We start from the raw sequence: 13,522 nt of genomic DNA, 5'->3' as shown, positions 1-13,522 counted from the left end.
AGTAACACGAAGGGGCGCCATGATGGCGCCCCTTCTGCATTGCGGGTTGTGCTGATCAGGGCTTGAGGTCAGGGTCAGTGGTCTGATGGTCCTGGCTGACCGGGTCGATATCATCCGGGTTGGCCGGGTCCTGGCGCTTGTCGATGGCCGGTGGCGTGGTTAGCTGGAGAATCTCGCTGGTGTATGCCCACTCCTCCTCGACCCGCTCGGGACTGTCGTTCAGATGCGTGCCGTACGATGGGATGATCTGCTTGATCTTGTCCTGCCACGGCGCGCTCGCGAGTTTGTCCTTGAACACCTTGTTGAGCAGATCGAGCATGATCGGCGGCGCAGTCGAAGCGCCCGGCGATGCACCGAGCAGCCCGGCGATACTGCCATCCTTGGACGCGACCACTTCAGTGCCGAGCTTGAGCACCCCGCCCTGGTTTTCGTCTTTCTTGATGATCTGCACGCGCTGACCGGCCTGCCACAGGCGCCAGTCTTCTTTCTTCGCCTCGGGGAAGTAAGTCTGTAACGCTTCGAAGCGGTCGTCATCGGACTGCAGTACCTGGCCAACCAGGTACTGCACCAGGTCGAATTCACGCACGCCAACACGCACCATCGGCCAGGTGTTGTGCAGGCTCATGCTGGCCATAAGATCGAACAGCGAGCCCTGCTTGAGGAACTTGGTCGAGAAGGTCGCGAACGGGCCGAACAGGATCATCCGCTTGCCATCCAGCACACGGGTATCAAGATGCGGCACCGACATGGGCGGCGCACCGGTTGCCGCGATGCCGTAGGCCTTGGCCATGTGGCGCTCGGCGATAGCTGGATTGTCGGTCACCAGGAACGAGCCACCCACGGGGAAGCCTGCGTAATCCTTGGCCTCTTCGATGCCGGACTTCTGCAGCAGCGGCAGCGCTGCGCCGCCAGCACCGATGAACAGGAACTTGGCATCGGTGGCCGACTTGCTGCCATCCTTGAGGTTCTTGTACTCGACGTGCCAGGAGCCATCGTCGTTGCGGCTGATGTCCTGCACTTCGCTGGAGAGCTTGAGGCTGAAGTTTTCGCGTGATTGCAAATATCCTACGTACTGGCGGGTAATTTCACCAAAGTTGACGTCGGTGCCGAGCGGCGTCCAGGTCGCCGCAAGCTTCTGATTGGGGTCGCGCCCTTCCATCATCAACGGCACCCATTGTTTGATCTGGGCAGGGTCTTCGGAATACTGCATCCCTCTGAATAGCGGGCTGGCCTGGAGCGCGTCGTAGCGTTTTTTCAGGAAGCGAATGTTGTCATCGCCCCAGACGAAACTCATGTGCGGCGTTGAATTGATGAACGAGCGTGGGTTTTTCAACACGCCGTTCTTGACCTGCCAGGCGAGGAACTGGCGAGTGATCTGGAACGACTCGTTGATCTCCACCGCCTTGGTGATGTCGATCTTGCCGTCTTTCTCGGGGGTGTAATTGAGTTCGGCCAGCGCAGAGTGCCCAGTGCCGGCGTTGTTCCAGCCGTTGGAGCTTTCTTCGGCGACCTTGTCCAGGCGCTCGACCATCTCCATCGACCAGCTCGGCTCCAGTTCGTTGAGCCAGATCGCCAGGGTCGAACTCATGATCCCGCCGCCAACCAGCAAGACGTCCACCCGCTTGGTTTCGGCAGCCTGGGCGTTGGCCAGCCCACAACTGAGGGTGAAACCTGCGAGCAGCAGTTTCGAGGTGTTCGTGATCGTCATGTGGTTCTCCAGCGAGGCCAGACGCGCCTCTGTCTGTAGGTGAATGAATGACCCAGCCTTATCAGTGTTAGCCCAGGTTGGGTGCTACCTCCACTCAGGGGTGTCTGGTTTCGAGGCGAGCCAGGCGGGATCAGTTCAACCGAGTGTCCGGGGTCGCCTCTGGCCGGTTTAATCTGAACGCGCCGGGACAGAGCCAGTCCCAACCTTCATCCACGCATCAATGAAGGAGAAACCGATGGCCATCACCGTAAGTGACTTTCTCGTCGAGCGTTTGCGCCAGTGGGGTGTCACGCGCATCTTTGGCTACCCCGGCGACGGCATCAACGGCGTGTTCGGCGCCCTGCGTCGGGCCGGCTCGATCGAATTCGTGCAGTGCCGCCACGAAGAAATGGCCGCGTTCATGGCCAGCGCACATGCCAAGTTCACCGGCGAGCTGGGAGTGTGCATCGCCACCTCCGGGCCCGGCGCCTCGCACCTGCTGACCGGTCTGTATGACGCACGCATGGATCATATGCCGGTCCTGGCCATTGTCGGCCAACAGGCGCGCACGGCGTTGGGCGGGCACTACCAGCAGGAGTTGGACCTGGTGTCGATGTTCAAGGACGTCGCCGGCGCCTTTGTTCAGCAAGCCGCCGCGCCGTCGCAGGTGCGCCACCTGGTCGACCGCGCCGTGCGCACCGCCATCGGCGAGCGCAAGGTCACTGCATTGATCCTGCCCAACGACTTGCAGGAGCTGGCGTATGAAGAACCAGCCCGGGCCCATGGCACGCTGCATTCGGGTATCGGCTTCAGCAAGCCCAAAGTAGTTCCGTACGATGCCGATCTGCAGCGCGCAGCCGATGCGCTGAATGCTGGCAAGAAAGTTGCGATTCTGGTCGGTGCCGGCGCCTTGCAGGCGGGTGAGCAGGTGCAGGCAGTTGCCGAAAAACTCGGTGCAGGTGTTGCCAAAGCCCTGCTCGGTAAAGCGGTCCTGCCTGACGACCTGCCCTGGGTCACTGGCTGCATCGGCCTGCTCGGCACCGAACCAAGCTTCAAGCTGATGGAGGAATGCGACACTTTGCTGATGATCGGCTCGGGCTTCCCCTACGCCGAGTTCCTGCCCAAGGAGGGCCAGGCTCGGGGCGTGCAGATCGACCTTGCCCCAGACATGCTCAGCCTGCGCTACCCGATGGAAGTGAATCTGGTCGGTGATGCCGCCGACACCCTCGCAGCCCTGCTGCCACTGCTGGAAGAAAAAACCCAGCGCAGTTGGCAGCACAAGGTCGAAGGCTGGCGCAAGGATTGGGACAAGAAGCTGGCCAAGCGAGCGCTGACCTCTGCCGACCCGATCAACCCGCAGCGAGTGGTGCACGAATTGTCGCCACGCCTCCCCGACAACGCCATCATCACCAGCGATTCCGGCTCGTGCGCCAACTGGTTTGCCCGCGACCTGCAGATCCGTAGGGGCATGCAGTGCTCGCTCTCCGGCGGGCTGGCGTCCATGGGCGCAGCGGTGCCCTATGCGATTGCCGCCAAGTTCGCCCATCCGGAGCGCAGTGTTGTCGCGCTGGTAGGTGACGGCGCGATGCAGATGAGCAACATGGCCGAGCTGATCACCGTGGCCAAGTATTGGCAGCAGTGGGGCAATGGCCGCTGGATCTGCGCGGTGTTCAACAACCAGGACCTCAACCAGGTGACCTGGGAGCAACGGGTGATGGAGGGCGACCCGAAGTTCGCCGCCAGCCAGGACATCCCTGATGTGCCCTATCACCTGTTCGCCATTTCGATCGGCTTGAAGGGCATTTATGTAGGCCGCGAAGAAGACGTCGCGCCCGCCTGGGAAGAAGCGCTGGCCAGTGAAGTGCCGGTGGTGATCGATTTCCGCACCGACCCGGATGTGCCACCGCTGCCACCTCATATGACCCTTGAGCAGGCGAAGAAATTTGCCTCGGCATTGCTCCAGGGCGATCCCAATCAGGCCGGGATCATCAAGCAGACTGCCAAGCAATTGCTCAGCGGCGTACTGCCTAAACGCGATTGATGGCTATGGCCCTGAAGCCGCTGCGGCGCATTTGCCGCAATGGTTTCAGGGCCATTTGGCAATTGCCGACGGCCAACACTTGCAACCAGACCGATCTACAAATACTGTATGAATATTCAGTACATCGAGATCGACTAATGGAGCTCATCGCCAAGCTCGGCATCCTTGCCGACGCCGCCAAGTACGACGCCTCGTGCGCCAGCAGCGGCGCGCCCAAGCGCAGCTCGCGCGGCCGCGACGGGCTTGGTGCGACCAATGGCATGGGCATCTGTCACAGCTACACGCCGGATGGCCGCTGCGTCTCGCTGCTCAAGGTGCTGCTGACCAACTTCTGCCTGTACGACTGCCAATACTGCGTCAACCGCCGTACCAGCAACGTGCCGCGGGCGCGCTTCACCCCTGAAGAGGTGGTGCGGCTGACCCTGGATTTCTACCGGCGCAACTGCATCAGCGGGCTGTTTCTCAGTTCCGGCATCATTCGCTCGGCCGACTACACCATGGAGCAGTTGATCGAAGTTGCCCGGCTGCTGCGTGAAGAGCACGAGTTTCGCGGCTACATCCACCTCAAGACCATCCCTGACGCTGACCCGCTGCTGATCGAGCAAGCCGGTCGCCTGGCGGATCGGCTGAGCGTGAATGTCGAACTGCCCACCGATGAAAGCCTCAAGCGCCTGGCCCCGGAAAAACAGGGCCACACCATCCGCCAGGCCATGGGCACTATCCAGCGCGGTCAACAGGCCGTAGCTGGCGAGCCGCGGGCGCCGCGTTTTGCCCCCGCAGGGCAAAGTACTCAGGTCATTGTTGGCGCTGATGACACCGATGACCGGACCCTGCTTGGCAATTCCGAATCGTTGTATCAGGGGTTTGGCCTCAAGCGCGTGTATTACTCGGCCTTCAGCCCGATCCCCGACAGCCCTGGCAGCGTGCCTCTAGCCGCCCCGCCATTGCTGCGCGAGCACCGTCTGTACCAGGCTGACTTCCTCATGCGCGGTTACGGCTACAAGGCTGGCGAGCTGCTCAGCCAGGCTGGCAACCTGGACCTGGATATCGACCCCAAGCTAGCTTGGGCGCTGTCCAATCGCGAGGTGTTCCCGCTGGACCTCAACCGCGCCGAGCCCGCCTTGCTCGCGCGGATTCCCGGCATTGGCCTGCGCAGCGTCGAACGCTTGGTAGCGCTACGCCGGGAGCGGCGCATACGTTATGACGACCTGATCCAGCTGCGCTGCGTACTCGACAAGGCGCGGCCTTTCATTGTCACCAGCGACTATCGCCCGGCGCAGGCCGATTTGCGCAGCGGCCTGCTGCGAGCGCGCCTGCGCGAACCGCAAGCGCCAGTGCAGATGGGCCTGTGGGGATGATCGCGCTCGACTGCGACCAGCAATTCAGCCTCTGGCGCGAGCAGGCGCGCGCGCTGCTCGGGCATGGCATCGATCCCGCCGACGTCACCTGGGCGCAAGGGCCGATGGACGATTTGCTGGCAGTGCCGGCGCCCCTGCCAGAGAGCCCGGGGCCGTTTCGGGCAAAGGTGCCAGCGGCGTTGCTGGCTCAGCTGGAACAGGCTTCGCGCTATTGCGGCGAGCAGCGCTGGAACCTGTTGTATGAAGTGCTCTGGCGGGTCGCCCATGGCGATCGTACCGCCATGCTCCCCGGCGACCGCCTCGGCAGCGAGCTGCACCGGCGGATCAAGCAGGTCAGCCGCGAAGCCCATCACTTGCACGCGTTTGTGCGCTTCGTGCCGCTGCCGGCAGCACTGGCTGCGCAACTGCAACTGGACCTGGTCGCCTATCATCAGCCGGCCCACGACATTCTTGAAAGCGCCAGCGGCCACTTTGCCGAGCGCCTCGGCCGCCAGCGCTGGTTGATCGCCACCGACCGCGACGGCATTCGCTTCGACGGCCATTCACTTGACTACCGGCGCCACTGCCCCGAGCCCTGGCGGCAATGGGCGCAGCACGCCGACGACCCCGGTGCGGATCTGTGGCGCACCTACTACCGGCACATCTTCAATCCGGCCCGGCTCAACCCCGATGCAATGCGCATGCACATGCCGGGCAGGTTCTGGCGGCACTTGCCCGAAGGCATGCTGATCCCGCAACTGATGGGCCAGGCCCGACAGGGCAAGCAGCGCGATGGCCAGGCGCTGGAAGTTGCTCAGCAGGCCGGCAAACGTATCGGCAAAGGCAAAGACTGAAGCGGTCGCAGCACCCACTGCATCTACTAATCAGCCAAATGTGAAAAATTCATTGGATTTTTTGCAGCCCTTGGCTGTTGCTGCGCGGAAAATCCTGACAAACTAATTGGTAATGTTTCTCATAAGCATAGACATTTACTAAAAAGACCGTCAGGAACCGTAACTCATGTCGCGCCTTATCCCGCAACGTCGTTTCAGCCCGTCGCGTACCCTCTTGGCTTCCGCCATCTGCATGGCCAGCATGGCCCATGCCGTAGCCGAAGAAGCCGTCAAGCCCAAGGATAGGGCGCAATCGACTGTCATGGAATTAGGCGCAACCGAAGTCAGCTCGGACCGGCTGGGCAGCACCACCGAGGGCTCCCGCTCCTACACCACAGGCGCCATGGCCACGGCGACCAAACTGCCGCTGACCATGCGCGAGACGCCACAGGCAGTCACCGTGATTACCCGCCAGCGCATGGACGACCAGGCGATGACCAGCATCAATGACGTGGTCAAGGCCACGCCGGGGCTGTTCCTCAACTTCTCCAGTGGCCCTGGCCGACAGACCTATACCGCGCGTGGCTTCGACATCGACAACATCATGTACGACGGTATCCCCAGCGGTTACTCGGGCTGGACGGCAGGGGTGCAGCCAAACCTGGCGATGTTCGACCGGGTTGAAGTAGTACGCGGCGCTACAGGTTTGGTGACCGGCGCGGGCAATCCGTCGGCGGCGATCAACATGGTACGCAAGCGGCCCTTGGCCGAACAGAAAGTCACCCTGACCGGCGCTGCCGGCAGCTGGGACGACTACCGCGGCGAGGTCGATGCCTCCAGCCCGCTGAACGACAGCGGCACTCTGCGCGGCCGAGTGGTCACCTCCTACCGCGACGCCAACAGCTTTGTCGACGATGCCGAAGAAAGCCACGGCCTGTTCTACGCGGTGACCGAAGCGGACCTCAGCGAAGACACCACACTGACCGTAGGCCTGTCGCACCAGAAGGACAAGACCAACTACTTCTGGGGTTCTTCGATGGTTGGCCTCGATGGCCACCACCTCGACCTGCCGCGCTCGTACAACCCGAGCACCGACTGGGAGAACAAGGACCAGGAAATCAACACGGTGTTTGCCGAACTGCGCCAGCGCCTGGCCAATGACTGGAAGCTGCAGGTCAATGCCAATTATGCCGAGCAGAATGCGCTGTTCTCGGGCTCGTACCAGTCGCGTTGGACCGGCACTACGCTGGGTCGAACGGTTTACCAGTCCAAGCACGATGAAAACCAGGCAGGCGTGGATGTGTTCGCCAGCGGCCCGTTCCAGGCGCTGGGGCGCAGCCATGAACTGGTGGTCGGCACCAGCCGCCGCATCTACGACATGACCAACCACAATTACGACCCGTACTCTATGGTCTGGCCAATCGATGCGGGTAAACCGAATTTCCTGCATACAGCCGATGACCGTGCTGTCACTACCCAGGACGGCGTGTACCTGACCACCCGCCTGAGCCTTGCCGACCCGCTCAAGCTGATCCTCGGCGGCCGGCTGGACTGGTATGACTACGATGACAAGGATGGCCAGGGCGATTACAAGGTCACCCGCAACGTGACCCGCTATGCCGGCCTAATCTACGAGCTCAATGACAATCACTCGGTGTATGTCAGCTACAGCGATATCTTCCAGCCACAGACCGAGCGCGGCTCAAGCAATTCGCCGGTGCGTCCGATTGAAGGCAAGAACTACGAGGTAGGCATCAAGGGCGAGTACTTCAACGGTGCCCTGAACGCCAGTCTGGCGGTATTCCGCGTCGACCAGGAAAACCGTGCGGTGGAAGTGCTCGACCGTACTGTCTGTTCGTCGACTCAGCTTACCTGCTACGAAGCCTCTGGCGAGATTCGCAGCCAAGGTATCGACATGGAGCTGCAAGGCGCACTCACCGACAACTGGCAGATCGGCGGCGGTTACACCTATGCTCGCACCCATACCACCAAGAATGCCGCGCAGCCGGCGCTGGTCAACAAGCAGTTCGACACGGACACCCCTGAGCATCAGTTCAAGATCAGCACGACCTACCGTTTCCAGGGCCCTCTGGAAAAACTGCGCGTCGGCGGCAGCGTCAACTGGCAGAGCCGGATGTACAACGACATCGCATTGGTCGACGGTGGCAACTACCGTCTTGAACAAGGTGCCTATGCAGTCACCGACGTGATGGCCGGCTATCAGGTCAACCGCAACCTCGACCTGCAGCTCAATGCCAACAACATCTTTGATCGCAAGTACTACTCGGCGATCTCGCAATCCTGGCAATACGGCGGCGATGTCTATGGCGCGCCGCGCAACATGATGCTGACCGCCAAGTACAGCTTCTAAGCGAAGACGTGCAAGGGCCACACGCCAGATTCAAGCTGGCGCGTGGCCCCTGCTGCATCAGGCGACGCGGTGTTCGTCTTTGATCAGTTTTTTCTGCGCCTGCATGGCGTCGCCCAGTTGCTCAAGGGTTGCCTTGTCGAGCAGCTCCTTGGCGCGCGGGAACATATCCGACTCCTCCTCTTCGATGTGATGCTCGAGCAGTTCCTTGAGCACCTTCATCCGCCCGGAAAACTCCAGGGTATCGGGTGGCGTCTTGAGCAAGTCAGGCAATACCAGCGCATCCACCGTGCGGTGCTCCTCCTTGGCCTCGTGGTACATCTTGACGTCGTCCTTGTCGCCGGCCTGGGTCAGCGCAGGGTAGAAGATCTCTTCTTCGATGGTGGTATGGGCCTGCAGCTCCAGCTCGATCCGCGCCAGCAGCTCGGTGCGCTTTTTCAACGCCCGTTCAGTGGTGTTGGACAGCTCTTCGAGCAGCTTTTTCACCGTCTTGTGGTCTTGTTCCAGCAGTTCGATAGCGTTCATTCAGCACCTCATCAGTACCTGGTTGGAATCACGGCGTTGCGTAGGATTGAGTGGCCGGCAATCTTCCAGGTTCAATGCGTTTCCCCAGCGGCAGGCGGTGCTGAATATTTTTTCGGCATGGATGATAGGTTTTCTCATTCCCATTCGACTTACTCAGCGAAGGGCAGATAAGCCCGCCTGCCACCCACAACGAGATTTCACGCCATGACCGCCCCTTTCCCGGTTGGCCGCCTCAGCGCCAGCCTTCGCAGCGCCCTGCTCCTCTCCACCCTGCTTGGGCTGAGCCTGGCCATGCCCGCCAAGGCTGCCGACAGTAGCGAGCGCGATTACCACATCCAGGCCGGCGACCTCGGCACTGCGCTGACCCGTTTCGCTGCTGAAAGCGGCGTGGTGCTGTCGTTCGACCCAGCGCTGACGCGGGGTCAGGCTACGGCTGGCCTGGATGGCAGCTTTGCTGCCGATCAAGGCCTGCAACGACTGTTGCTCAATTCCGGCCTGCAAGCGGTGCGCGAGGGCGACGGTCGTTACTCGCTGCAACCGATCGCACAGGACGGCGCGGCCCTGGAGCTGGGCGCCACCGAAGTGATTTCCAATCAGTTGGGTACCGTCAGCGAGGGCACCGGCTCGTACACCCCAGGCTCGATCGCCACCGCCACCCGGCTGGTACTGACCCCGCGCCAGACGCCACAGTCGATCACCGTGGTCACCCGTCAGCACATGGATGACTTCGGCCTCAACAGCGTCGACGACGTCATGCGTCACACCCCGGGCATTACCGTTTCAGCCTTCGACAGCGAGCGCAGCAACTACTACGCGCGCGGCTTTTCGATCAACAACTTCCAGTACGACGGCATCCCCTCGACCGCGCGCAACGTCGGCTATTCAGCCGGCAACACCCTCAGTGACATGGCCATCTACGACCGCGTCGAGGTGCTCAAGGGCGCGACTGGTTTGCTCACCGGCGCCGGCTCGCTGGGTGCGACCATCAACCTGGTACGCAAAAAGCCTACGGCCGACTTCCAGGGCCACGCGACGCTGGGCGCAGGCTCGTGGGACAACTACCGCAGCGAGCTGGACGTCAGCGGCCCGCTCAACGACAGCGGCAACGTGCGTGGGCGAGCGGTAGCGGCCTATCAGGACAAGCACTCGTTCATGGACCGCTACTCGCGCAAGACCCCGGTGTACTACGGCATCCTTGAGTTCGACCTGTCGCCAGACACCCTGCTCACCGTCGGCGGCGACTATCAGGACAGCCTGCCCAAGGCCTCGTCGTGGTCAGGCAGTTTCCCCCTGCTCAACGCCCAAGGCCAGCACAACAACATCTCGCGCTCGTTCAACAATGCGGCTGACTGGAGCAGTTGGGAGCAGTACACCCGCACCGTGTTCGCCATGCTCGAGCACAACTTCGACAACGGCTGGGTGAGCAAACTACAGGTCGATCACAAGATCAATGGTTACCACGCGGTGATGGGCACCATTCAGGGCACCACACCGAATGCCGACGGCACCTCGGCGATCGTCCCCGGCAAGTTCACCGGCGAGACTGTCAGCGACTCGGCCGACCTGTATGCCTCCGGCCCGTTCAGCCTGTTTGGGCGTGAACACGAACTGGTGGTCGGCGGCTCCATCGCCCACTCCAACTGGGATGGCAAAGGCTACTGGAACTACACCCTGCGCGAGCCCAACGTAGTCGACTTCAACAACTGGCACGGCAACATTGCCGAACCGGACTGGGGCAGGCCTTCGCAGCGTACCGACGATACCGTGCGCCAGACCGGCGCCTACTTCACCACCCGGCTCAACATCACTGACGACCTGAAAGTGCTGCTCGGCGGTCGGGTGGTCAACTACACCATCAGTGGCCTCGACCCGACCTACAAGGAAAGCGGCCGCTTCGTGCCCTACGTCGGCGCCATCTACGACCTCAACGACACCTACTCGGTGTACGCCAGCTACACCGATATCTTCATGCCGCAGGAAGCCTTCAATCGTGATCGCGACAACAAGATGCTCGAGCCGGACGAAGGCCAGAACTACGAGATTGGTCTGAAAGCCGAGTTTCTCGATGGCCGCCTGAACGCCAGCGCCGCTTACTTCGAGGTGCATGAGGACAACCGCTCGATTTCCGATGACGAATACAACGATCGCGTGCCCACGCCAGACAACTATGCTTTCAAGGGCACTCAGGCAGTCACCAAAGGCTACGAGATCGAAGCGTCCGGCGAGCTTGCGCCGGGTTGGCAGGTCCAGGCCGGCTACACCCACAAGATCGTGCGTGATGACAACAACCTGAAGATCTCCACCTTCGAACCTGAAGACCAGGTCACCCTGTACACCAGCTACAAGCTGACCGGTGCACTCGACAAGCTGACTATCGGCGGCGGCGCGCGCTGGCAGAGCGTGGCCTGGCAGGACATCTACAACACGCCGCAGGCGCGCTACGAGGAGTTTTCGCAAAAGGCCTACTGGCTGGTCGATGCCATGGCCCGCTACCAGTTCACCAAGCAGCTGTCGGCGACCGTCAACGCCAACAACCTGTTCGACAAGACTTACTACACCAACCTTGGCTTCTACAAAGCGGGCGCCTATGGCGAGCCGCGCAACTACATGCTGACCACCCGCTGGGACTTCTGAGCGCGACATGAGCACGCGGCGCCCGCAACGGGCGCCCTTGCAGCAGGCTGCCGTCGGTCGTCCAAGCATGAGCCTGCTTGCACCCTTGCATGATGCAGACTAATAGTTAAAGCATCTGCCTGGGGAGGCGCTCAACATGCAGCCGCGTTTTGTGGTGATTCCAGCTGTGCCAAAAGAAAAACCGTGCCCTCAGCGCGGTATTGGGTTCTACACGGGGGCTGTCTGCAGCGGCTTCAACCTGTACGACAACGTCGAAAAGCTGCGATTGCAACTGACCTTCAATCAGCGAGCTGAGGCTGAAGCGGAGTGCTCGCGGCTTAACGTGAGTGCGCCTGGCTGAAACGTTCAGGGCTTGCCAGGCAACGTTCCGGGCTCGTTCTGACTGCGCCAACGCTGCAGGTTCTGCATGACCCACTGCGCGGGCAACGGCCCGGCGGCCACCTCTTGCATGCTCGCCGCCAGCCGCTGGCGCAGCTCGGCCACGTTGCATGGCGCATTGTGCGACACGGCCAGGTACAAACCCTCGGCAGATACCGGCGGCTCAAGCATCTGCAGCTTGTGCTCCACACCCAGCGTGCGCGCCAGTGCCATGCCGGGATAGCGTTCGAACAGGACGTAGTCGTTGCGTTTGTGCAGCAGCTTCTCGAACGCCTGGTGGGCGCTGGGCACGGCTTCCAGGTTGAGATTGGCGCTGGCGAAGTCATCGAACGCCTGGCCGTGGCTGTTGTTGACCAGGGTGCCGCCACTGCGTCCTTTCAGGTCGTCCCATTTGAGGTAGGCAAAGCCGTCATCACGACGGACCCAGACCATACTGGCGGTGGTCAGAAAGGCCGGCTTGATGAAGTCCATGGTCTGTTCGCGCGTTTGCGTGATGAACAGACCGGCAAGCAGGTCGATACGGCCGTTGCGTACCTGCTCTTGCGCCCGCGACCACGGCCCGCTGTAGACCACGGCGATGTCGATGCCCAGTTGCCTGGCCACATGCTGGAGCAAGTCGACATTGGCGCCGATCAGCAGTGCCGGGTTGTCCGGGTCGCGCCACAGGTACGGTGGATATTCCGGATTACCGGTAGCGGTCAGGTGCCGACAGTCGTCCGCTGCCATCGCAGCCATCGGCAGCAGCAGAATCAGCGACAACAGGCAACATCGCCAGCGACAGCGTTCGAGCATTGGCGACCCTCGGCAAGGATGACGGTGCGTCTGCCCAAGCAATCCCGGCAGACTGACGACGCCCCGTCAGTCTGGCCCAGAATTGCCCGGGCGCCAATGCGCGCGTGGCGGGTTTGCATGCCGCAGGTCAATCGTTGGCAACAATCCCGTCAATAGGTGGCTCGGCCGCCACTGAGGTCGAACACGAAGCCGGTGGTGAAGCTGCACTCTGGGCCGGCGATCCAGGTGACCATGTTGGCGATTTCTTCGGCCTTGAGGAACCGCCCCATGGGGATCTTGGCCTTGCTCGCGTCGATGTGCTCTTGGGTCATCTCGGCCATCAGTGGCGTCTCGACCATGGCAGGTGCCACACAGTTGAGCAGCACCCCGTCCTGCGCCAGCTCCTTGGCTGCAGCCTTGGTGAAGGCGATCACACCAGCCTTGGCCGCCGAATAGCCGGAAATGTACTGCACGCCGTCCTTGCCGGCCATCGAGGCGATATTGACGATGCGGCCGTAGCCGCGTTCGCGCATATGCGGGATGACCGTGCGGCAGCAATAAAACACGCCGTTCAAGTCAATCGCGATGACCTTGTCCCAGGCTTCTACCGGATACTCCCAGGACGGCAGCACCGGCCCGTTGATGCCGGCGTTGTTGACCAGAATATCGACCCGGCCCAGGTTCTCGATCAGTTCGGCAAAGGCCGCCTCGACCGAGGCCAGCGAGGCGACATCGACGGCCTGGCACATTGTTGGCTCGAAGCCAGCGGCAGTGCTGTCCCAGCTATCCACCGCCAGATCCCAGATGACGATACGGGCGCCTTCGGCATGCAGCCGGCGGGCAATGGCCAGGCCGATGCCGCGCATGCCACCGGTCACAATCGCGGTTTGTCCTTCGAGGTGCAGGCTCACGGTGTTGCTCCTTGGTTGAGATTACAGGCGGTGATGG

The 13,522-nt window shown here is 61.8% G+C and carries 10 protein-coding genes; 6 read left to right on the top strand and 4 right to left on the bottom strand.

Annotated features, from left to right (window positions below):
- Nucleotides 1-55 precede the first annotated feature (55 nt).
- On the bottom strand, nt 56-1,708 hold the full coding sequence (gene mqo / locus CXQ80_RS09370) for a malate dehydrogenase (quinone) (RefSeq protein ID WP_101318712.1): 1,653 nt from the start codon (nt 1,706-1,708) through the stop codon (nt 56-58).
- Between the two features lie 235 nt (nt 1,709-1,943).
- Here mqo and CXQ80_RS09365 point away from each other — a divergent pair, with 235 nt between their 5' ends.
- The 4 genes from CXQ80_RS09365 to CXQ80_RS09350 all read left to right on the top strand — a co-directional run bounded on the left by CXQ80_RS09365 (nt 1,944) and on the right by CXQ80_RS09350 (nt 8,269).
- Nucleotides 1,944-3,728 (top strand): thiamine pyrophosphate-requiring protein, encoded by a 1,785-nt coding sequence (locus CXQ80_RS09365; RefSeq protein ID WP_101318710.1) that lies wholly within the window; start codon nt 1,944-1,946, stop codon nt 3,726-3,728.
- Between the two features lie 137 nt (nt 3,729-3,865).
- Nucleotides 3,866-5,086 carry a putative DNA modification/repair radical SAM protein gene (locus CXQ80_RS09360; RefSeq protein WP_101318708.1) on the top strand — a complete coding sequence of 407 codons (1,221 nt, stop codon included), beginning with the start codon at nt 3,866-3,868 and terminating at the stop codon, nt 5,084-5,086.
- The gene (locus tag CXQ80_RS09355; protein ID WP_101318706.1) at nt 5,077-5,919 is read left to right on the top strand and encodes a TIGR03915 family putative DNA repair protein; all 843 of its coding nucleotides are present in this window, start codon (nt 5,077-5,079) and stop codon (nt 5,917-5,919) included. Before CXQ80_RS09360 ends, CXQ80_RS09355 begins: the two co-directional genes overlap by 10 nt.
- Before the next feature lie 166 nt (nt 5,920-6,085).
- Nucleotides 6,086-8,269: a TonB-dependent siderophore receptor gene (locus CXQ80_RS09350; RefSeq protein ID WP_101318704.1), complete on the top strand. Its 2,184-nt coding sequence runs from the start codon at nt 6,086-6,088 to the stop codon at nt 8,267-8,269.
- 57 nt (nt 8,270-8,326) lie between these two features.
- Here the strand turns inward: CXQ80_RS09350 and CXQ80_RS09345 are convergent, their stop codons facing one another.
- A complete protein-coding gene (locus CXQ80_RS09345; protein WP_101318702.1) occupies nt 8,327-8,791 on the bottom strand; it encodes a hemerythrin domain-containing protein in 465 nt (154 codons plus the stop codon).
- Nucleotides 8,792-8,995: 204 nt separating this feature from the next.
- On the opposite strand from CXQ80_RS09345, the gene CXQ80_RS09340 reads away from it, so the two are divergent.
- Both CXQ80_RS09340 and CXQ80_RS09335 read left to right on the top strand, forming a co-directional pair.
- The gene (locus CXQ80_RS09340) at nt 8,996-11,425 is read left to right on the top strand and encodes a TonB-dependent siderophore receptor (RefSeq protein WP_101318699.1); all 2,430 of its coding nucleotides are present in this window, start codon (nt 8,996-8,998) and stop codon (nt 11,423-11,425) included.
- Nucleotides 11,426-11,561: 136 nt separating this feature from the next.
- Nucleotides 11,562-11,765, top strand: a complete 204-nt coding sequence (locus tag CXQ80_RS09335) for a hypothetical protein (RefSeq protein ID WP_101318697.1) — start codon at nt 11,562-11,564, stop codon at nt 11,763-11,765.
- 5 nt (nt 11,766-11,770) lie between these two features.
- Here the strand turns inward: CXQ80_RS09335 and CXQ80_RS09330 are convergent, their stop codons facing one another.
- Together CXQ80_RS09330 and CXQ80_RS09325 are read right to left on the bottom strand one after the other, a co-directional pair.
- Nucleotides 11,771-12,595, bottom strand: a complete 825-nt coding sequence (locus CXQ80_RS09330) for an ABC transporter substrate-binding protein (protein WP_101318695.1) — start codon at nt 12,593-12,595, stop codon at nt 11,771-11,773.
- 149 nt (nt 12,596-12,744) lie between these two features.
- Nucleotides 12,745-13,485: an SDR family NAD(P)-dependent oxidoreductase gene (locus tag CXQ80_RS09325; RefSeq protein ID WP_101318693.1), complete on the bottom strand. Its 741-nt coding sequence runs from the start codon at nt 13,483-13,485 to the stop codon at nt 12,745-12,747.
- Between the last annotated feature and the right edge of the window lie 37 nt (nt 13,486-13,522).

The organism is Pseudomonas sp. 02C 26 (assembly GCF_002843585.1).
In the GTDB taxonomy this organism is placed as follows: Bacteria; Pseudomonadota; Gammaproteobacteria; order Pseudomonadales; family Pseudomonadaceae; genus Aquipseudomonas; species Aquipseudomonas shirazensis.
Note: the sequence above shows the minus strand (reverse complement) of the source record. Positions and strands in the feature narration are given on the sequence as shown.